Raw genomic sequence first — 20,670 nt, forward strand, 5'->3', positions numbered from 1 at the left:
TCACCACTCCTCAGTGTCCCGTGTGCCCGAAGCCCCCTGTGCCGCGAGACGTTTCGTCCAGGTCGGTCACCTCGATCAGCTCGACCGCCGGCACGGGCAGGACGAGCATTTGCGCAACGCGCGTGCCGCGCTCGATCGTGAACGGCTGCTTGCCGTGGTTGATCAACGGCACGTGCACCTGGCCGCGGTAATCCGAATCGATCGTACCGGGACTATTGATCAGCGTAACCCCGAACTTGCTGGCCAGCCCACTGCGCGGGCGCACCTGGGCCTCGTAGCCCACTGGTATCGCCATCGCGAACCCGCAGGGGACGAGGAAGATGTCGCCAGGTTGAATAACGGCTGGGGCGTCGACCGCGGCGCAAAGGTCGAACCCGGCCGCTTGGGCGGTCATGCGGATGGGCAGGGGCAGGTCTTGCCCGTTGGCCAGTCGCTTCAATTTGACGGTAATCGGGCTCGCCAACGGGGCTCTCCATGGTTTAGGCGCGTTGGCCCCCGGCGCATAGGGCGGGCGCGGCGGCGCATGACACGGTCTTTAGGGTTATCGGCCATCCGACCTCAACTTCGACAGTGCGAACGCCGTCGATTTGGCACCATTTCTCTACCGCGGTAACGCCGGGTAACGTATGGACCGAAAATGGGTAGTGTCAGCGCGCGCCCTGGTCCACCGCGAACGGTCGAGGACAAGCGAGCGCCAAGGAGCATTTGTGTCAGATCGATACGCGATTGGGCTGGACGTGGGTGGGACGAACATCAAGGCGATCGCCATCAGCGCCGCGGGGCGCGTGCTGGACGATCGCGAGCAACCCACGGTCGACGACGATCGCGCCCAGTGGAAGTCGGACGCGAAGAACCTGGTTGCCCAGATGGAGCAAGCCGTCGGGCGCCCCGCCGACGCGGTGGGCGTTTGCTGTCCGGGCATCATCGCACCCCACGGGCGCAGCGTGTGGTGGATGCTGGGGAAGATGGAAGCGCTGATGGGCTTCGAATGGGCGCCCTATCTTGAGCGAACGGACGTGGTGCCGGTCTACAACGATGCCAAGGCCGCGCTGCTGGGCGAGGTGCACACCGGGGCGGCCAAGGGGGCGTCAAACGTCGTGTTGCTGACGCTGGGCACCGGCGTTGGCGGGGCGGTGATGTGTGACGGCAAGTTGCTGAACGGTCACATGGGCCGCGCGGGACATCTTGGGCATATGTCGGTCAATTTCGACGGCCCACCCGACCTGGCTCGCACGCCGGGCGCGATTGAGTACGAAATTGGTCAGAACTCGGTCGCCGACCGCACTGGCGGGCGGTTTGAAGACACGAAGGCACTGGTGGAGGCCCACCTGCAAGGCGACACGCGGGCCAGCGAGATCTGGCTGCGCAGCGTGCGGGCGTTGGCGGCCCACATCGTCAGCGTCATCAACGCGGTTGACCCGGAGGTGGTGATCGTGGGTGGTGGCATCGCTAAGAGCGGAAGTGCGCTATTTAAGCCGTTGAACGACTACTTGGATCAATTTGAGTGGCGGCCGTTCGAACATCGCGTGCGCATTGTGGAGCCGACGCTTGGCTCCGACGCAGGGGCCATCGGCGCGGCTTATGGCGCGATGGCGGAACTCTCGGGGTCTGTCTGAAGGCAAGGGCGGGATGCTGCCGTTCGTATGCCATTTCGTGAAAAGCGGTTCACCCCGTCCACATGCCGCCGATCTCGCGGATGACGACGCGATCTGCTTCGTCGCCCGCAGCTGCTAACAACCGTTCCATAGGCTCGGTCGCGGGCTCGTGGCTGAGGATGAACGTGCTGTGGTGCATTGGCAGCAGGTGGCGGGCGGGCATGCGCTGGGCCATTGTCCACGCCTGTTCGGGCGTTGAATGGGCAGCGACGTAGGGGTCGTAGGCGCCGATGCCAAGTATCGCCAGGTCTACCGGTCCTATGCCATCGAAGGCGTGCGTGAAGGCGGTGTCCGCGCCGTACAGGATCGATCGGCCAGCGGAATCTCGCAGCAGATACGAGTTGTAGCCGCGGTTCATGTCGTGGAACGTGCGCGCGCCCCAATGTCGAGATTCAATCGCGCTGATAATGACGCTGCCGACCGATAGTTGGCGGTTCCAGGGCAACTCGCGCACTTTTCGATAGCCCAGATCGGTCAGCAGATCGCGCGTGGCGGCGGCCGTCACCACGGGTGTACGCTTCGGCAGGCGCGCCAGCGTGGGGCGGTCCAGGTGGTCGAAATGCGCGTGTGAAATCAAGATAAGGTCCAACGGCGGCAGGTCCGCCAGCTTCACCGCCGGCGCAACAAGGCGTTTCGGACCAGCGGTGAACATGCCCAGCCCCACGCCGACACGCGCGGAGAAGACCGGGTCGGTGATGATGTTCATCCCTCCAATGCGCAGCAGGACCGTCGCGTGCCCGATCCACGCTGCGGCCAGTTCGTACGATTGCCAGTTCGTCAGATCCAAGCGCAACCGCGGCTTCGGTGGGGGATTGAGCCGGTCGATGATCGCCAGCCGACCCCGGCTGCGCCCAAGGCGGTCGGCCAGGCGCAGTGCCAGCGGCTTGTGCTTGGCCCAGTTGGCAAGTCGACGCCAGCTCACCGCAGTTCCACCCCGACCGGAAAGTGGTCGCTCGCGTCGCGTGCGCGGTCGCTGTTGTCGATCCATGCCCGCACGATGCGGTCGGCGGGCAATGAATGCGCGAAGATGTAATCGACGCGCTGCTGCGGGTACTGCGTCTTAAACGTGCCGGTGGCGTCGGCGTAACTGGCGTCGAACGCGCGCAGCGTGTCGGTGTAGCCGTGTGCCAGCATTTGCGCGATCGCCCGGCGGGGCACGTCACCGCCGTTCTCCTTCGCCTCGCGCTGCGTGCGCGGCGACGCTTTATCAAAGTCGATCTGCTGCGTCGGCGCGTTCGCGTTGAAGTCACCACAGAGCACGTGAGGCTTCCCGATCCGTCGGTGGCGTTCGAAGCGGTGCCGGATGCGGTTTAACTGCTCGCAGCGTTCGTGCTCCGCAGCCTCGGTCGCATGGGCACGCAAGTGCAGCACGCCGATCGGGCATTCAGTGCCGTTAGGGGCGACAACGGTTGCTTCCAGCAGGCAGCGACCCGCGTTCGCATCGATGGCCGTGTGATTGATCGAGTCGATGATCGGCCAACGCGACATCAATGCGACGGAATGTTCCGAACCCTCTGCGAAAATGAAATCCATGCCCAGCCGCGACGCCAGGCGCGTCACGACATCATGGTTATCGGCCTCCACAAGCGCCACCACGTCAGCGTCGGCCGTCGAGATGACGTCAGCGAGCTGAGGCACCCGATCAGTACCGCCGTCGAGAATGTTGTAGCTAAGCAGTCGCATAGAATGCATTTCAAACGGCACAGGCCGCACAGTCAGCAATCTATCCGTTCGATCGCTGGCCCGGTTCTTGCCAATCCGGCTTCCGGCACGGCAACTGCATCGTAGGTTTCGGTTGCGTCGCTGTCACCTGACGATGGGGTCGGGTGGACCGTCTTGGTCGGAGCATCTGGGAAGGAATGGAAATGCATACGTTGATCGGTGAATTGCTGGGCAAACAAGTCGAACTGAGCGCGCACGACGTTGAGGAAATCCTGCAAGAGCAGGGCGCGACCGGGCGGCGGTTCGGGGACATTGCGTTGTCGTGGGGCCTGTGTCAGCCGCAACACGTGTGGCGGGCCTGGGCAAAGCAGCATGTGGAAGATGGCAAGAAGGTCGACCTGTCGCGCTTGCCCGTCGATTGCCAGGCTGTGACGTTGCTGCCTTATGAAATGGCGAACCGGTTGAGCATGATCCCGCTGCGCAGCTTCGATGATGAGGTGATCATCGCCGCCGCCGAACTGGACGTGATGAGTACGGGCGAGGTGGGGCAGATTATCCAGAAGACGTGTCGTTTCGTTCGGGCCGATTCGACGCAGATCCGCGAAGCCATCGCGACCTATTACCATCACGCGTAACGCGATCGCAGGGGCAGGCCTCCGTGCCTGCCCTTCCTCTTTTTCGCCATAATCGAAAGGAAGAGGGCAGGCACGGAGGCCTGCCCCTACACGACCGTTACCGCATCCCATCGCTTACCGCGAGGCGACGACGAACAACAGGATGATGTTCAGCAGCACAGAAACGCCAGCGGCCAGCGCCACTGCCATCACGGCCGGTTGGCTCCAAACGGACTCACCGCGGCTGGTGGGGATGTCGATCGTCTTGCCGGTCTCCTCGATCTTCTCCAGTGAATCCAGATCAACCGCCCGGTGGGCGTGCGTGGGAGCGCCACCGTTCAACACCGACTTTAAGTCTTCCACAAGGTCTTCGGTGCTGGCGTAGCGATCGTTGCGATCCTTCGCCATCGCGAACTCGATGATTTCGGCGACGCCGGCCGACAGGGCGGTGTTGATGTGGTCGGCGGGCACCAGCGGTGACTTCAGGTGCTTGTGCATCACGGCGCTCGGCGTGTCACCTTCAAACGGGGGCCGGCCCGTGACCAGGTGGTACATTGTCGCACCAAGCGAGTAGATGTCGGCGCGGAAGTCGATGTCGACGTCGCCGCGGATCTGCTCGGGGCTGATGTAGTACGGCGTGCCGTACGCCTTGCCCGCCTCGCTCTCGGCGGCCTCTTTGTCGTCCGTCGCGCGAGCCAGACCGAGGTCGGTCAGCTTCGCCACGCCCTGCGGCGTCAGGATGATGTTCTTCGGCTTCACGTCGCGGTGAATCAAATTGCGCAGATGGGCGTGCGCCAGCGCATCGGCGATCTGAAGCGTGGTGTCGATCGCCTCGCGCTCGGAGAAGCTCTTGCCATCCCCGTTGGGGGGCGGAGCCATAATGTCGTAGAGCGTCTTGCCCTCGATGAATTCCATCACGAAGAAGTGGAACCCGTCCGGCGACTCGGCCACGTCGATCGCCTGCACGATGTTGTTGTGCGATAGTCGGGCGGCGGCCTTACCCTCTTTGTAGAAGCGGTCGACGAAGTCCTTGCTCTCGCTCATCCGCTTCGGCAACACCTTCACGGCGACGATGCGGTCCAGCGAGATCTGCCGGGCCTTGTAGACCGTCGCCATCGCCCCCTTGCCGACTTTAACGATCAGCTGGTAGCCGGGCAGCTGGCTAGTGGCCTTGCGCTCTTCAACCTGCTGGCGCAACCGCTTGGCCTGGTTGGCCGTGATGAAATTATTCTCGACGAGAATATCGGCCAGGCTGCGCGCGTTTGGATCGGACGACTGCTTCTGCTGTTCACGGCAGAAGCTCAGTTCCGAGCGCGTGGCTAGCCCCGCTTCGACAACGACCTTGCCGACCTCGGTATCGAGGCTGGTCGTGATCCCGGTAACGTTGCTGTCGGATCGGCTCATTGCTGTAGTATTGATCGGCTCGGCTCACCGGGAAGCTAAATGCCGACTCGCGGGCTGTCAAGAAAAGATAAACTGGGGAAACCCCGTTCCCACGCGGGTTTACGGCGATTTGTCCCCAATCCTCACCTGCCTGTCGGTCGACTTCACGTCTTGCAAAGGTGCCGAGAAGTTGCCGCGTCGCACATTGCCACGTATCAAGGCGATATGGTAACCGCTGGCACAGATAACTGGAATGCGGGTTTGTATAACCGGGCTCACGCCTTCGTCTACCAGGCCGCTGCCGATTTGGTCGATCTGCTCGCGCCCCAACCCGGCGAGATGATTTTAGACTTGGGTTGTGGCACGGGGCCACTCGCCAGCCGGGTCGCCGGTGCGGGCGCAACCGTGCTCGGCATCGATTCGTCACCCGCCATGATCGAGGCTGCTAGGGCCGGCTTTCCCAAGCTCGACTTTCGGGTCGCCGACGCGCGAAGCTTCCGGACCGATACACCGTTGGATGCCGTCTTTTCTAACGCCACGCTGCACTGGGTTCGCCCGCCGGCCGAGGCGGTGGAGACCATCTGGCTGGCGCTGAAACCGGGCGGACGGTTCGTGGCCGAGTTCGGCGCGCAGCGGAACGTGCTGGCGGTGCGGACGGCGATGGAGGCGGCGCTGCGCGAGATGCGCATCGACCCGACCGGCCTGAGCCCGTGGTACTTCCCCTCGCCAGGTGAGTACGCGACGCTGCTGGAGGCGCAGGGATTCGAGGTCGGCCAGATCGCCTCCTTTCCGCGGTTCACAAAGCTCGAGGGGGCCGACGGGCTGCGCAACTGGATCCGCATGTTCGCGTCGGCCTACCTGACCGCGGTGCCGGAGGGGCAGCGCGACGCATTCTTGTCGCGCGCCGAGGACCTCGCGCGGCCGACGCTGTTCCGCGACGACATGTGGCACGCCGACTATCGCCGCTTGCGCGTCGCCGCGGTCCGGCCGAGCTAGTTTCGCTATCGCGCAATCCCTATCATCCATCCCCGACCCCCAACTGGAGCAACGAATGGAAGCCGCCTTGCCGATCTTGATGACCTTGTTCTCGATCCTGATCCCCGCCAAGTCGTGGTTCGCGCCCAACCAGCCGCTGGACGTGAAGAACGATTCGAAGGAAGTCGTCACGTTGGTCTTGACGACCTTTACCGGCCAGGCCATCGAAGCGGGCGGGGCGACCAAGCTGGAGCCCGGTAAGGATGTGGACCTGAAAGCGGTTTTTCCGCAGGTCGCCACGCCGGGCACGTACCTGCTGTACGCGGTGCCGGAGGGCAAGTCGCTACCGGAATTTATCGGCACTCCACTCGTGATCGGTGTTCGGCAAGATAAGCGCGAAGGCGCGCCGAGTGGGCCGGTCGTGACGAAGGTCGAACCCCTGCGCTACGCGGTGGCGACAACGGGAAAAGGGAAGATGACGATCATCTTCTACTTCGACGTTGCGCCGAACACTGGGGCCAGCTTCCTGTCGCTCGCAGACGGCGGGTATTTCGATGGGCTGACGTTCCACCGCGTGGTGCCCGAGTTCGTCATTCAAGGTGGCGACCCGCGCGGTGATGGCACCGGTGGACCGGGCTATTCTTTGCCCCCCGAGTTCAACGACCGCCCGCACACCGCCGGCACGCTTTCGATGGCCCGCCAGGGCGACCCGAGCGAAGCGCCCGGCGTTCCCCCGCGCTACGAGTTCGCCGCCAGCGCCGGCAGCCAGTTCTTCGTCTGCCTCGACTACGAGCGCACGAAGCAGCTCGATGGCCGTTACACGGTGTTCGGCAAAGTGGTGGAAGGCATGGACACCGTCCGCGCCATCGCCGACACGAAGCTCGCCGACCCCGCGACCGGAAAGCCGGAACAGCCGCAGGTGATCGAGAAGATTGAAGTGATCCCGGTGACGCCGGGGAAGAATCCGTATGAGAAGCTGGATGTAGAGGAAGCGAAGTAAATTGGGAAGGGGGATGACAAGGCGAGGGGGTGGTGATCGCGCTGGAAGTGCAGCGACTGTCCTCACCTTTTCACCTTGTCACCCCTCACCTTGTCCATCCCAGCAAGCCGCGTCACGTTACCGGTCCGTCGCCCCCGTCATGTTCGTCTGAATTCGGCATAGCGCCTTTGTCGCGGTCATGTAAAGCGTCTTCCCATCCGGCCCACCGAAGGTGAGGTTCGTCACGGTGTGCGGCGTCAGAATCGTGCCGATCGGGCGACCGTCGGGGGTGAAGATCTGCACGCCGTCACCGGCGCTCGACCAGATCCGGCCATCGCGGTCGATGCGGATGCCATCGGGCACGCCATCCTTGCGCGAGCGATCGAGCGCCGCGACCGAGCGGCCGTTGGCGTTCACCGTACCGTCGGGGTTCACGTCGAACGCCTGCGTGTCCTTCGGGCCGTTCCACAGGCTCTCGGCGACGTAAAGGATCTTCTCGTCCGGTGAAAAGGCCAACCCGTTGGGCATGTCCATGTGGGTCAGCACCGCGGTGGTCGTGTCGGTCTTCGGGTCGTAGCGGAAGACGTTCTGCGTGTCGATCTCGCGCTTCTCCCCACGCGGCACACCGTACGGCGGATCGGTGAACCAGATCGTACCGTCCGACTTCACCACCACGTCGTTTGGCGAGTTGAGCTTCTTGCCCTCGAAGTTGTTGGCCAGCTCGCGGACCGTGCCGTCCTTCTCGGTGACGGTCACGCGGCGCAGCGTCTGCTCGCAGGTGACCAGGCGGCCTTCGAGATCCTTCGTGTTGCCGTTCGACCGCTGGGACGGCTTGCGCCACTCGCTAATGCCCTCGCCTTGCGACCACTTGAAGATCGTGTTGGCCGGCTGGTCGCTGAAGAGCAGGTAGCCACCGTTGTCGGTGTTGAACCAGACCGGTCCCTCGATGAAGCCGAAGTCGCCCGCGAGCGTCTCCACCTCCGCCTGGGGCGGAATGATCTTCTCGAACTCGGCCTTGTCGACCACAACGAAAGTTTCACCAGACGCCATCGATCCTCCAATCAGTCCGAACACTGCCGCCAATAACCATTTGCGCATACGGTGCAGTGTGAACCAATTCCCGAGGTTTGGCAACCGGGCTAGAAGTCCAACTGGCCGAACGTCTTGTACCGGTAGCCACTGCCGATGTTAACGGCCTTTATGTGACCGACGGTCGCCTCGCCGGGCATGTGGCTGTGCCCACAGTAGACGGTCGAGACGTTCGGATAGCGCAGCAGCGTACGGCCGATTTGCTCGCTGCCCAGGTAGGCCTTGGCGAAGTCCCACTGGGCAGATTTTGGCGGTGGCAGCAGCTCGCGGAAGGGCAGGTGATGCACGGCCGCGATGATCTGCCGGGCACCGGCGTTCGCCTCGCACGCGCTGGCAAGGTTGGCGAGCCGTTCGGTGAGAAAGTCGTGGTCGCTGCGACCCAGCTTGATGAACTTGCCGTCGTTCCACCGTGCTACGGTGTCGCGCGCGACGTCGCTGATGTCCGTGTCCGGCTGAAACAGGTGCTCGTATCCGCCAAGATAAGTCGCGGCGCCGGGTGAGAGCTTGGCGCCGTAGAAACGATCGGGGATGCCGAGCGAGGCCTGCGCAAACGAATAATCGTACCAGCCGACGCTGCCCACGATTGCCACATCACCCGCGACGAACGGCTGCGTCTCCAGCCACTGCCAACCCATCGCGGTCACCCGGCGAGGGAGTTCCTCGTTGAACAACGCGTAGCTGTCGGCGCGGTGCGTCCACAACTCATGATTGCCTGCGACGATCAGCTTCGGCCCATCGAATTTGAAGCGCGACAGGCACCGTTCGATCACGTCACCGTCGGCCACGCCGGTGTCGCCAACGATTAGCAGCACATCACCACCGGCCGCGTTCATGCGGTCGATCAGTTCGTCCGCGAGCGGTCGAGAAACCGGATGGTTGTAGTGCAGATCGGCAGTGACGATGAGCCGCATGATCGCATTCTAGGGCGCGTCACCTTTCACCGTCGCGTCGTTTAGCCGCGGGCTTGCCGCGATCGAATGTGAACCCGTCGCGGGCAAGCCCGCGGCAAAGGACGGGGAATGAACCCTCGCTATACCCCCGGCTTTTCTCCAGGCGGAATTTCCGGTTCCTGTTCCGGCTCGACCAGGTCCTGCGCCATGCGGCTCATGAAGAACTGCAACTCGCTCATCACCACCGCGGTTGGTAGCGGGTCGCGCAGGTCGTACTGGTGGCTATGGTCCTCGGCCGAGTCGTCACCGCGCTTTTCACCTTCGGTGATGATGTGGTGCTCGAACGTCACGGCGTCCTCGTGGCTCTGCGTGATCACCAGTTCGCCCCAGCGCCACGCGAGGTGCACGCGCAGTGACAGTTGGTTGCCCCACGTCGACACGCGATGCACGATCCCGTTCTTGGCCAGCAGTTGCACAAGGCCATCGACCGCGGGCAGGACGCCCTGGTTCAGCAAATCGGCGTAGTTGCGGTTGTAATCCTGCTGGCGCTCCATCGCCTCGCGCTCGGCGGCAAGCTTTTCGGGGGGAACATCGCGATACGGGCCAACGCGGCCCATCCACCACTTGGCGAACGGTTTGTCGAGCATAGTTCGGCAACTATAGCGTGCCGCACCCCCGAAGAGAACGCGACGCCACGACGCATTGGCCAACTTGCCGCAGCGTATTGGCGCTTACCCAGATTTCAGTCCGATAAAAGGTTCGCTGGGCGGGCCTTGCGCGCCCGTGGCGCGCGCAAGTGCGCGCCGGCGCGCCACTTGCATTGATGACACCGGGCAAACTTGCTGTACGTCAGGAGGACGACCGACCGATCTGGAGCACCGCTCGGATGCGGACATCGTGCGCCCGCGCCGCTGGAAGCGGCGCTGTTCCGTCATGGACGACGCTGACGGAGCGACGCCAATGTCATTCAATTTGAAATCCCCTCGTCGTAAGCCGTCGCGCGCGCCCATGCCGGCCGCCGTGCAACCCATGTTGGCCACGGGCGGGGTGCTGCCGGTCGACCTCGACCAGTACGCGTTCGAGTACAAGTGGGACGGTGTGCGCGGCATCGCGTACGTAGAACCCGACGGTTTGAAACTGCACAGCCGCAACGGACTGGACATCACCTTCAAGTATCCCGAACTGCAACCCCTGGCCGCCGCGTTGGATGGACGCCGGGCTATTTTGGACGGCGAGATCGTCTGCCTGCACGACGCCGGCCATCCGAGCTTTCCCCACCTGCAGCAGCGCATGCAGGTCAGTAGTCGGGCGGCCGTCGAGAAGGTGCGCAAGCAGTACCCCGTCTGGTTCGTCCTGTTCGACGTGCTGTGGCTGGACGGCCAATGGACGACCCATTTGCCGTTGCCCGAACGGCGGGAACTGCTGGAAGAACTGACCGTCGAAGGCCCCAACTGGCAGACCAGCCCGTCGCACATCGGTGAAGGCAGGACCATGCTGGAGACCGCGAGGCGGCACGGCATCGAGGGCATCGTCGCCAAGCGCCTCGACAGCACCTACGAGCCCGGACGGCGGTCGTCGGCGTGGGTCAAGATCAAGATCGTGCATCGGCAGGAGTTCGTGATCGGTGGCTGGGTGCCGGAAGAATCGGCCGCCGCCAGGCGCGTGGGTTCGATGCTGATCGGCTACCACGACTGCGACGGCAAACTGCGCTACGCCGGCCGGATCGGCACGGGACTGAACGCCGACTGGCACGAACGGCTGTTCCGCGAGTTTGCGAAGCGCAGCCGGAGCAGCAGCCCGTTTGCGGACTTCGTGCCGCTTGCGGGCGTGCAATTCGTTCATCCCAAGCTGGTGGCCGAGATCGAGTTCCGACGCTGGCCGGACGGCGGCTTGGTGCAGCAGGGGGCCTTCAAAGGCCTACGGCAAGACAAGAAGCCCGCCGACGTGGTCAAAGAGTTCAACGGAATCGCGTGACGGATCGCGCTAGCAAACAAAGGTGTCCCCATGGCAGCAAAAGCATCATCCGCGCGTCCGGTTTGGACCGGTTCCATTAGCTTCGGGCTCGTCACGATCCCCATCAAGCTGTTTACGGCCGTGCGCGAGCAGCGCATCAGCTTCCGCAGCCTGCACGATCAGGACCAGGTGCCGCTAAAGCAGAAGATGGTGTGCCCGGCCGACGGGAAGGAGGTTCACTCCGAACATATCGTGAAGGGGTACGAAATCGAGAAGGACCGCTTCGTCGTAATCCAGCAGGGCGACCTGGAGGCCGTGATGCCCAAGGCGAGCAAGGCGATCGAGATTCAGGACTTTGTGGAGCTGGACGACATCGACCCGCTCTACTTTGATCGGCCATACTACGTCGCGCCCAAGCCCGAGGGGGCCAAGCCGTACCGATTGCTGCTGGAGGCGATGCAGAAGTCGGGCAAGGTGGGCATCGCGACCATCGTGATGCACAACAAGCAATACCTGGCCGCGTTGCGGCCGCTGGGCGACGCGCTTTGCCTGGAGACGATGCACTTCGACGATGAAGTAGTGCCGGAAAGCACGGTGCCAGATCTGCATCACAAGGCTAAAGTGGACGACCGCGAGCTGAAGATCGCGCAGCAGTTGATCGACTCGCTGACGACCGAGTTCAAGCCCGACAAGTACAAGGACGAGTACCGCCAGCGCGTGTTGGAACTGATCGAGAAGAAGGCCAAGGGCCAGAAGGTCGTCAACCGGCCCGAATCGACGGCGTCGCCGCGCAAGGCGAACGATTTGATCGCGGCGCTGGAGGCGAGCCTCGCGAAGACCAAGAGTGAGGTCGTGTCGAGCGCGCGCACACCTCGCCGAAGGAAGTCAGCGTGATGGCTAAGCCGACCGCGGCAAAATCGGCACGTGGAACATCGTCCGGCCGGGCCGGCCCGGTGCCGGTGACGAACTTGGACAAAGTGCTGTTCCCTTCGGGCTTCACGAAGGGGCAGATGATCGACTACTACGAGCGCATCTCACCGGTGCTGCTCCCGCACCTGCGCGGGCGGGCGTTGACGCTGAAGCGATATCCGAACGGATCCGACAAGCCGTTCTTCTTCGAGAAGAATTGCCCGAGCCACCGGCCCGATTGGGTGAAGACTGCAACGATCACCGGCCGAAAGTCGGGTGACTCGGTGAACCACTGCGTCATCGACACCAAGAACGGCCTCCGCTGGACCGCCAACCTTGGCGCGATCGAACTGCACGTGCCACTCTCGCACGCCACCAAGCCCGACGCCGCCCGCGCGCTGGCGTTCGACTTCGACCCCGGTCCCGGCATCACCGTCATCGACTGCGCCCGCCTGGCGATCCGCGTGCGCGATCTGCTGCGGGACTTCGAGCTGCAAACGTTCCCAAAAACCTCCGGCGGAAAAGGCTTCCACCTTTACATCCCTCTGAACGGCGCCGCGACGTTCGACGAGACGAAATCCTTCGCCCATTCCGTCGCGCTGACGCTGGAGAAGGACGACCCCAAGCGCGTGACCGCCTCCATGAGCAAGTCGGACCGTCCGAAGCGCATCTTCATCGACTGGAGCCAGAACGACCGCCATAAGACGACGGTCTGCGTCTACTCGCTGCGCGCCCGTGAGTCGCCATCCGTCAGCACGCCACTGGCCTGGGACGAGGTGGAGTCCGCCATCACGACCAAGGACGCGGACGCGTTGCGGTTCGATGCGGATGCTGTCTTAAATCGCGTGGAGGCGCTGGGGGACCTGTTCGAGCCGGTGCTGAAACTGAAGCAGAAGCTGCCGCAAAGTTAGGGGAAGAAAACGCGAGGGACCGACGGCGCGCGAGGAAGCCGCGAAGGGGGAGGGCGGCCGGCGTGTCGCCTGGGGTGCCGTTGCGGCGGTGAATTTGATCGTTCACCTGTCTATTTCGTTGTAACCGTCTTACCGCCAACGTCGTACAGAGAGTGCCCGGGTGCCCGCGCGGCGGCGTATTCGGGATAATTCGGTACCAGATCCCAAAAACGCCGAAAGACATTTGGGGTATGATGGTATGGCAGCACGTCTGAATCCGAGGTCCGATAGCAATAGACGGTAACCTTAGCCGTTGTAGCTCGTGGAATCGCATGGCCATCACGCACCCAAAGCTCGCCACATACACGCCCTCCCAGGCGGACCCGTTCGATGCGACGAAGGCTGCGCACCTGATGAACCGCGCGGGCTTCGGTGGCACCGCTGCCGAGCTTGAACGGGTGCTGCAGCTGGGCCCGCAGAACGCCGTGGATTGGCTGCTTGATTTCCCGGACGCGCCCGCTGAAGAGTTGAGCCAGGACGACATGCCGGACCTGACCAGCGTCGAGGGGTACCCGCGGAACTTTCGCGAGTACCGCAAGCTGCTGGACATGAAGAGTCGCGAGGAGCGTATGGAGCTGCAGCAGCAGTTCCAGGCCGCCAACCGCGAGGCGGTGCGTGAGACGATGGCGTGGTGGGTCCGCCGAATGGCCTACGGGCCGTTCCCGCTGCAGGAGAAGCTGACGTTCTTCTGGCATGGACACTTCACCACCAGTGCCCGCGACGAGCGCAGCGCCATGTTGATCTGGGAACAGAACGAGTGCCTCCGCCGTCATGCGGGTGGTAACTTCCGCGCGTTCGTCCACAACATCTCGCGCGATCCGGCGATGCTGGACTACCTGAACAACACCCAGAACAAGAAACAGCGCCCCAACGAAAACTACGCCCGCGAGCTGATGGAGCTGTTCACGCTTGGCATCGGCAACTATTCCGAGCAGGACATCAAGGAAGCCGCCCGCGCCTTCACCGGCTGGGCGCACGAGGGGGAGAGTTTCGTCTTCCGCAAGTACGACCACGACTTCGACGACAAGGTCTTCTTCGGCCGAAAGGGCAAGTGGGACGGGTCGGACGTCATCGAGATCATTCTGTCCCGCAAGCGCTGCGCGAACTACATCGCTGCCAAGGTCTGGGCCTACTTCGTCGCCGAGCCCGTCGACGATCAACTGGCCGCGGCGCTCGGCGACGTGCTGTACGACGCGAGGTACGACGTGCGACCGCTGCTGCGCACGATCTTCACCAGCAAGGGCTTTTACGATCCCAAGGTCATCGGCAGCCAGATCAAGAGCCCGGTGCAGCTGGTCGTCGGCACGATTCGCCAGCTTGGGCTTGAGATGCCCAGCGTCGGCCAGCTTCGCGGCGCGCTGGAACAGATGGGCCAGGTGCCACTGATGCCGCCGAACGTGAAGGGCTGGCCCGGCGGGCGCCTGTGGGTGAACACCAGCACGCTCTTCGTCCGCTACAATACCGCCGTCTGGCTGGCCGGTGGCGAGATCCCCGTCGCCCCGGGTCGCCGGTTGATGGATCGGGCAATGCGCCGGCGTGGTCAGAGTAACTTCAAGCCCGACGGTGGCCGCGACGCGGATGCGGTTGTGGATGCGTGGGTGACCACGCTCATTGGTCGGCCGATTGGCGATTCGCAAAGGAAGCTATTGCGCGAAGCGCTCGGCGATCGACCCGACCGCGAAGAGAACGTACGGCGAATGGTCCAGCTGATCGTGTCGATGCCAGAGTACCAGCTGTGCTAAGACTTAGTGGTACCATGGGTGCCCGGCCCATGTTCCGGTTTGAAGAGAAGAGACGGGCGAGCCGCCCATGGTACGCAGGAGAAACCGATGTCTGATCATCTTTCCACCCGCCGCGCGTTTCTCCAGAACGGCCTCGGCCTGCTCGCGGCCGCGACGACGGTGCCGGCGTTCCTCGATCGCACCGTGTGGGCGATGGACAAGCCGCTGGATGGCAATCGCCTTCAGCGCGCCAGCGGCAAGGACGGTAAGATCCTCGTCGTCGTGCAGTTGTCGGGCGGCAACGATGGGCTGAACAGCGTCGTCCCCTACGCCGACGACGCCTACTACCGCGCCCGGCCGGCGATCGGCATTGCCGCCAAAGATACGCTGCGCATCAACGACTACATCGGCCTGAACCCCACGCTCACGCCGTTGCAGAAGATGTACGACAACGGGCAGCTGTCGATCATTCAGGGCGTCGGCTATCCCAACCCGAACCGCTCGCACTTCCGCTCGATGGACATCTGGCAGACCGCCAACCCGCAGGACGAGATGGCGGCGACCGGTTGGGTCGGCAAGTTCTTCGACAACACCTGCGAAGGCGTCGACCCGCACGTCGGCGTGTCGATCGGTGAGAACCTGCCACTGGCCATGAAGGGCGAGCGCATCACGCCGTTGGCGTTCGAGCGGCCCGACAGCTACCGCTACAAGGGCAAGGACCGCGAGCGCTACCTGGCCCTGAACCAGTACGACGGCAGCGCGATCGACCCCGCGATGGCGAGCGATGCGCAGCACAAGCCGATCATCAAGCCGAAAAAGAAGGAGATCGAGGTCGCGACCGCCGACCAGCAGTTGGATTTCCTGCGCCGCACCGCGATGGACGCGCAGGTCTCCAGCGATCGATTGCTGAAGATCACGCGCGAGTTCCAGGCGGCCGGCACCTATCCGCGCGGCAGCTTCGGTGATGGACTGCGCACCGTGGCGGCGATGATCGGTGGCGGGCTGTCGACGCGCGTCTACTACGTCACGCTCGGTGGCTTCGACACCCACGCCGGCCAGCGCGGCCGACACGACAACCTGATGCAGCAGTTCGCTCAAGGCACCGAGGCCTTCTGGGCCGACATGCTCAAGCAGGAGAACAGCGACCGCGTGCTGATGCTCAGCTTCAGCGAGTTTGGCCGGCGCGTACAGCAAAATGCCAGCGGCGGTACTGACCACGGCGCCGCGGCCCCAATGTTCGTTATGGGCCCGAAGTTGAAACAGGGCGTCATCGGCAAGCACCCCTCGCTGACCGACCTGGACCAAGGCGACCTCAAACACAACATCGACTTCCGCAGCGTCTACGCGACCGTGCTCGAAGAATGGCTGGAGACGCCGAGCAAGCCAATCCTCGGCCAGCAGTTCAAGACGCTGCCGATGTTCAAGGCGTAGCACTGCCGGCCGTGTGCGGTGCTTTCGTGTTCGTCTTCTGTAGGACAGGCATTCCTGCCTGTCTCTCCCCCCGTATTCTCTCTTCTGTGGGCACGGGCATTCTTGCCTGTGTCTCTGCTTGTCTTCAGTTTGTCTCTTCTGGTGGGACGGACATTCTTATCTGTCTCTCTTCGAGAGAGTTGCGCCTCCTTGGATACAAAAGCGACGCGAAGGCACGAAGGCGCGGAGCCATCGCTAAGGAGATTCCACAACTTGATGCCCCGGCGGCGGTCTGGGTAAGGCAAAACGTGAATTCGTGCACCATTTTGCACCATTGTGCAACATTGATTGGTCGCGACCGGGGAGTTGAACTCCACGACGTCTGCTATTCGGTTGTCAAAGAACACGCTATCCATTTCTACGGTCGCGCTGCGCGATTGAGGTGGAGTCGGCGCAACACACGCGAAGATTCTTGTGTCCTCCTTCGCGTCGTTGTGTCTTCTTTGCTCGCGGCTTCGCCGCGTGGCAGACAAGAGTGTCCGCCCCACTGAGCAAGGCAAAGATAGGGGGGAGACACAGGCAAGAATGCCTGTGCCACAGAAGAGAATACGGGGGGAGAGGCGGACGGGGGGAGAGACAGGCAGGAATGCCTGTCCTACAGAAGAAGCTATCCCGTTGGACGACAGCGCTTGGCCTACACGGGCGCCGAGGGCGCGCTCGGTCGGCTGGCCGGGGGATCCAGTTCGACGCGGGCCCAGGGGGGCAGGTCGACGGCGGCGCCGTTGGCGTCTTCGACATAGGCTCTCGCGATCTCGGCGACCGAGAGCAGCGAGGCGATCGCGCCGCCGGGGTGGTGCGGGGCTTCACCGTCGAAAAGCTCGGGGAGGTTGCCGATTCCGGGGCCGTTCAGGTGGTTCAGGCAGGGGCGCAGCCAATCGTTAACTGTGGCGATCGCGGCGTCATCGCGAGCGTGCTCGCGCGTCCATGCGGTGACGAACGGGCCGAGCAGCCATGGGTAGACTGTACCGTTGTGCTGCGCGCGATCCCGCTCGCTCACACTGCCGGCGTAGCGACCGCAGTACCGCGGGTCGGAGGGCGCCAAGGTGCGCAGGCCGTAGGGCGTTAGAAGCTCATCGCGCACGCGCTCAAGCATTTGCTTACAACGGTCGGCGGCCAGCACGGGATGGGCCAGGCTGGCCGCCAGGACCTGATTCGGACGCAGCGACGCATCGGGACCGGCCGGCGTCAGCACGTCGAAGCACGCCCCAATGACATCGTTCCAGAAGTACGCGTTGAAGGCGTCGCGGGTCGCGTCCGCCTGAGCACGCAGGTTGGTGGCCGTGGCGGCGTCGCCGTCGGATGCGCAGAGATCGGCGCCGATGCGGAGCGCGTTGTACCACAGCGCGTTCAGTTCCACTGGTTTGCCGACCCGCGGTGTAAGGGGCACGCCAGTCAGCGGTCGGGCGTCCATCCACGTTGTGGCGCGGGTGTCATCGGTCGTCTGCAACAGGTGGTCGCGATCCACCGAAATGGCCAACGGCGTCGTGCCTTCGCTGTAGGCGGAGATGATCTTGCGGACCGCGTCGAACAGTGGCCGCATGGCGGCCGGGTCGACATCGTGCGCGTGCTGGCGGTACTGGTGGACGGCGTTCACAAACCACAGCGAGACGTCGGCGCCGTCGTAACGCGGGCCGGAACCGTCCTCGGGGTACGACGATGCGATCAACCCATCCTTCAGCGTGCCGGCGATTGTGCACAGCAAGTTTAACCCGTCTGCAAATCGGCCGGTGACGAGGTACGTGCCGCTGAACGCGATCAACGCATCGCGCACGGATGGCGGCGCCCACGGGTACTGCGTGATGCCGGGCCCGCGCTGCCGGGCGGCCTCGGTGGGCACGGTACAGCTGAACTGGCAGAGCGAACGCTTCAGTGGCGCGGGCACGGGAACGGGGGCAAAGGTGGTGTCGTCAAAGGCGACGCTGTCGCACTGCAGGTCGGCCTGCGACAGGGCTGCGTCGAAGTCGATCGTGTCGGCGCTGCAGATGAAGTTGGCGGTCTGCCCCGGGTAAAGCGCCCAGCGGAGGGTCGCGGGTGACCAGACGTCTTCCAAGCCCGCGTAGCCGCGTTCCATGTCGCGGCGGTAGATCGAGTTCAGGTACCACGCGGGCGAACTGGCGAACGCGCCATCGTGGGCGAAGAACACCTCGGGCGTGCGGGCGGTGGGGGGCACGCGGTACTGGAGCTTGCCGCGCTTCTCGACGATCAACCGACCGTTCCACTGGTACATCAGTTCGTGGATCGGCCGCAGCGCCAGCATTGGCCGCATCTCGAGTTCCACCGGATGATCGCCGGCCAACAGCGTGTAGCTGATGCAGACCGTGTTCTGCCCGCGAACCAGGCGCAGCGTCTTCTCGATCGTCCAACCATCGCCTTGATAAGCCCAGCGGGGAACGGGAGATCGGCTGAAGCAGCGCAGAAATTCGATGCCGCGCGGGTGGATGATGCCGGGGTATTCGTTGCTGGCCAATGGCCACGCGTTGCCAGCAAAGGAAACGGTTTCCTCAACCCGGCTCAGCAACACCATACGCCGCACCGGTGGCGTCATGGCGGCCACGAGCAGGCCATGGTACTTGCGTGTGTTCAGACAGGGCACCGTCGAGCTTGCGTACCCGCCGATGCCGTTCGTCGTCAGCCATTCACGTTGGGTCAATCCGTCGAAACCCAATGTGGATAAATCTTGGCCTTCCACCGTGTCCTCCCTGTTCGGACCTATTCATCATACTCGATAAAACCCACCGGGGTTGACGAAACTTTGGACAGGGACGCGGTAAGAACGCGCTAGGGCCGAAAGGTGATGTTGATGCGGGAAAACGATGGGTCAACTACGGAGAATAGGCGATAAGCCGTGTACGGTCAGCGGCTTTGTGAGGCGAGTTACGATTTATGGCGTGGCTCGTCGACTTGGCAAGACGCACGTAGGGGAAGGCACGGCGGCCTGCGCCTAAATTGAGCGCCGAAGCGGAGCGGACAAGACCCCATGTCATCCCGAAGGGAGCGGTAGCGACCTGAGGGATCTCGTGTATCTGGCGACGCCGGCCGTTGGAGATCCATCGGGTCGCTACCACTCGCCTCGGAATGACAGGTTGGGCATTGCGCGGCCGTTTTATCCGCTAGCGTTTAGTACTGTGGCCCACCCGGGTTTACGTCCTTGTTCCACAGCAGGATGCCACCGGCCATGCTCTTGACGTTCTTGAAGCCCTGGCCGCGCAGGATCTGGGCGAACTGAAGCGACCGCGCGCCACTGCGGCAATGCACGATCACCTCTTCGTCCTTGTGCGGCTTCAGGTCGCCGATGTGCTGGGCCAGCTGTTGCAGCGGGATCAATTTGGCGCCTTCGATGTTCGTGATCTCGAACTCGTTGGGCAGCCGGCAGTCGATGAAGACGAACTTGTCATGCTTGTCGAGCTTGGCCTTCACCTCGCGAGGCGTTACCTCCCAATCGGGCTTGAACGCGTAGCCGGGTGGCAAGCCCTTGTCGTCCAGCGACGGGTCGGGCTGAGGCTTGTTGCCGGACTTGGCGTTCTGCACCTCGGCTTCCGTTTCCGCCAATGACTTGGGGTCCAGGATCGGCGAGCCGCAGAACTGCTCGTAGTCGATCGGTTCGGTAATGGTCGGATTGTCGCCGCACACTGGGCAGGTGGGGTCGCGGCGAACCTTGAAGGTTTTGAACTCGAGATCGAGCGCCGCGAACGTTGTCAGCTTGCCGATCGCCGGCGTGCCGATGCCGAGGATCAGCTTGATCACCTCGTTGGCCTGTAGCGTGCCGATGATGCCCGGCAGCACGCCGATCACGCCACCTTCAGCGCAGCTCGGCACCGAACCCGGATCCGGTGGCTCGGGATACATGCAGCGGTAGCACGGCCCCTGTTCGCCAGCGCGCAGCGGGTTGGGCAAATGCGGCGCGAAGACGGTGACCATGCCTTCGAAACGGAAGATGGAGCCGTAGACGTTCGGCTTCTTTAGAATGACGCAGGCGTCGTTCACGCAGTATCGCGTGGGGAAGTTGTCGGTGCCGTCGATGATGACGTCGTAGTCCTTGATCAAACCGAGGACGTTCTCGGAGTTCACGACGGTCTTGTGTTCGATGACGTTGCAGTCCGGGTTCAGGTCCTTCAACCGCTTGGCCGCGGCTTTGACCTTGTCTTCACCCAGGGTGCTGACGCCGAACAGCACCTGCCGCTGGAGGTTGCTGGGGCTGACGACGTCCACGTCCGCCATGCCGATCGTGCCGACGCCAGCAGCGGCCAAGTACAGGCTGATGGGCGATCCCAATCCACCGGCGCCAATGCAGAGGATCTTGGCGTTCAGCAGCTTCTTCTGACCTTCCACGCCCACTTCGGGCAGGATCAGGTGGCGCTTGTACCGGTTGACTTGTTCGCTGGTGAGGTTGGGGAGTGTGCTCATGTTGGTGTTCTCGTGG

At 63.4% G+C, this 20,670-nt stretch carries 18 protein-coding genes; 9 read left to right on the forward strand and 9 right to left on the reverse strand.

Going from position 1 to position 20,670, the window contains the following annotated elements; translation table 11 throughout:
• Positions 1-10: 10 nt before the first annotated feature.
• Entirely contained in the window at positions 11-463 is a 453-nt protein-coding gene (gene dut / locus VGN72_12910; GenBank protein ID HEV7300262.1) for a dUTP diphosphatase, read from the reverse strand.
• 244 nt (positions 464-707) lie between these two features.
• Between dut and VGN72_12915 the strand changes: the two genes are divergently transcribed.
• Positions 708-1,616, forward strand: coding sequence for an ROK family protein (locus tag VGN72_12915; GenBank protein HEV7300263.1), 909 nt, complete (start codon positions 708-710; stop codon positions 1,614-1,616).
• 49 nt (positions 1,617-1,665) lie between these two features.
• Here the strand turns inward: VGN72_12915 and VGN72_12920 are convergent, their stop codons facing one another.
• Together VGN72_12920 and VGN72_12925 are read right to left on the reverse strand one after the other, a co-directional pair.
• A complete protein-coding gene (locus VGN72_12920) occupies positions 1,666-2,577 on the reverse strand; it encodes an MBL fold metallo-hydrolase (protein ID HEV7300264.1) in 912 nt (303 codons plus the stop codon).
• A complete protein-coding gene (locus VGN72_12925; GenBank protein HEV7300265.1) occupies positions 2,574-3,338 on the reverse strand; it encodes an endonuclease/exonuclease/phosphatase family protein in 765 nt (254 codons plus the stop codon). The genes VGN72_12920 and VGN72_12925 overlap by 4 nt, the downstream gene beginning before the upstream one ends.
• 182 nt (positions 3,339-3,520) lie before the next feature.
• On the opposite strand from VGN72_12925, the gene VGN72_12930 reads away from it, so the two are divergent.
• Positions 3,521-3,952: a hypothetical protein gene (locus VGN72_12930; GenBank protein HEV7300266.1), complete on the forward strand. Its 432-nt coding sequence runs from the start codon at positions 3,521-3,523 to the stop codon at positions 3,950-3,952.
• Positions 3,953-4,066: 114 nt separating this feature from the next.
• On the opposite strand, the gene VGN72_12935 is transcribed toward VGN72_12930, so the two are convergent.
• Entirely contained in the window at positions 4,067-5,335 is a 1,269-nt protein-coding gene (locus VGN72_12935; protein HEV7300267.1) for a serine/threonine-protein kinase, read from the reverse strand.
• A gap of 240 nt (positions 5,336-5,575) precedes the next feature.
• On the opposite strand from VGN72_12935, the gene VGN72_12940 reads away from it, so the two are divergent.
• Together VGN72_12940 and VGN72_12945 are read left to right on the forward strand one after the other, a co-directional pair.
• Positions 5,576-6,310 carry a methyltransferase domain-containing protein gene (locus VGN72_12940; protein ID HEV7300268.1) on the forward strand — a complete coding sequence of 245 codons (735 nt, stop codon included), beginning with the start codon at positions 5,576-5,578 and terminating at the stop codon, positions 6,308-6,310.
• 55 nt (positions 6,311-6,365) lie between these two features.
• Positions 6,366-7,289, forward strand: coding sequence for a peptidylprolyl isomerase (locus tag VGN72_12945; protein HEV7300269.1), 924 nt, complete (start codon positions 6,366-6,368; stop codon positions 7,287-7,289).
• A gap of 117 nt (positions 7,290-7,406) precedes the next feature.
• On the opposite strand, the gene VGN72_12950 is transcribed toward VGN72_12945, so the two are convergent.
• From VGN72_12950 to VGN72_12960, 3 genes are all read right to left on the reverse strand, one after another.
• Positions 7,407-8,318: an SMP-30/gluconolactonase/LRE family protein gene (locus VGN72_12950; GenBank protein HEV7300270.1), complete on the reverse strand. Its 912-nt coding sequence runs from the start codon at positions 8,316-8,318 to the stop codon at positions 7,407-7,409.
• Positions 8,319-8,407: 89 nt separating this feature from the next.
• Positions 8,408-9,268, reverse strand: coding sequence for a metallophosphoesterase (locus VGN72_12955; GenBank protein HEV7300271.1), 861 nt, complete (start codon positions 9,266-9,268; stop codon positions 8,408-8,410).
• 119 nt (positions 9,269-9,387) lie between these two features.
• Entirely contained in the window at positions 9,388-9,894 is a 507-nt protein-coding gene (locus VGN72_12960) for a hypothetical protein (GenBank protein HEV7300272.1), read from the reverse strand.
• 313 nt (positions 9,895-10,207) lie between these two features.
• Between VGN72_12960 and ligD (VGN72_12965) the strand changes: the two genes are divergently transcribed.
• The 5 genes from ligD (VGN72_12965) (at position 10,208) to VGN72_12985 (ending at position 16,211) form a co-directional block, all read left to right on the forward strand.
• Positions 10,208-11,221 carry a non-homologous end-joining DNA ligase gene (gene ligD, locus VGN72_12965; GenBank protein HEV7300273.1) on the forward strand — a complete coding sequence of 338 codons (1,014 nt, stop codon included), beginning with the start codon at positions 10,208-10,210 and terminating at the stop codon, positions 11,219-11,221.
• Positions 11,222-11,251: 30 nt separating this feature from the next.
• On the forward strand, positions 11,252-12,094 hold the full coding sequence (locus VGN72_12970) for a Ku protein (protein HEV7300274.1): 843 nt from the start codon (positions 11,252-11,254) through the stop codon (positions 12,092-12,094).
• A complete protein-coding gene (gene ligD / locus VGN72_12975) occupies positions 12,094-13,020 on the forward strand; it encodes a non-homologous end-joining DNA ligase (protein HEV7300275.1) in 927 nt (308 codons plus the stop codon). Before VGN72_12970 ends, ligD (VGN72_12975) begins: the two co-directional genes overlap by 1 nt.
• Before the next feature lie 311 nt (positions 13,021-13,331).
• Complete coding sequence (locus VGN72_12980; protein ID HEV7300276.1) at positions 13,332-14,801, forward strand: DUF1800 domain-containing protein; 1,470 nt, start codon at positions 13,332-13,334, stop codon at positions 14,799-14,801.
• 87 nt (positions 14,802-14,888) lie between these two features.
• A complete protein-coding gene (locus VGN72_12985; protein HEV7300277.1) occupies positions 14,889-16,211 on the forward strand; it encodes a DUF1501 domain-containing protein in 1,323 nt (440 codons plus the stop codon).
• A gap of 673 nt (positions 16,212-16,884) precedes the next feature.
• Here the strand turns inward: VGN72_12985 and VGN72_12990 are convergent.
• Together VGN72_12990 and moeB are read right to left on the reverse strand one after the other, a co-directional pair.
• Positions 16,885-18,939 (reverse strand): amylo-alpha-1,6-glucosidase, encoded by a 2,055-nt coding sequence (locus tag VGN72_12990; GenBank protein HEV7300278.1) that lies wholly within the window; start codon positions 18,937-18,939, stop codon positions 16,885-16,887.
• A 428-nt stretch (positions 18,940-19,367) separates the two neighbouring features.
• Positions 19,368-20,654 (reverse strand): molybdopterin-synthase adenylyltransferase MoeB, encoded by a 1,287-nt coding sequence (gene moeB, locus VGN72_12995; GenBank protein HEV7300279.1) that lies wholly within the window; start codon positions 20,652-20,654, stop codon positions 19,368-19,370.
• Positions 20,655-20,670 lie beyond the last annotated feature (16 nt).

The sequence above is a fragment of the Tepidisphaeraceae bacterium genome (assembly GCA_035998445.1).
Lineage (GTDB): Bacteria > Planctomycetota > Phycisphaerae > Tepidisphaerales > Tepidisphaeraceae > DASYHQ01.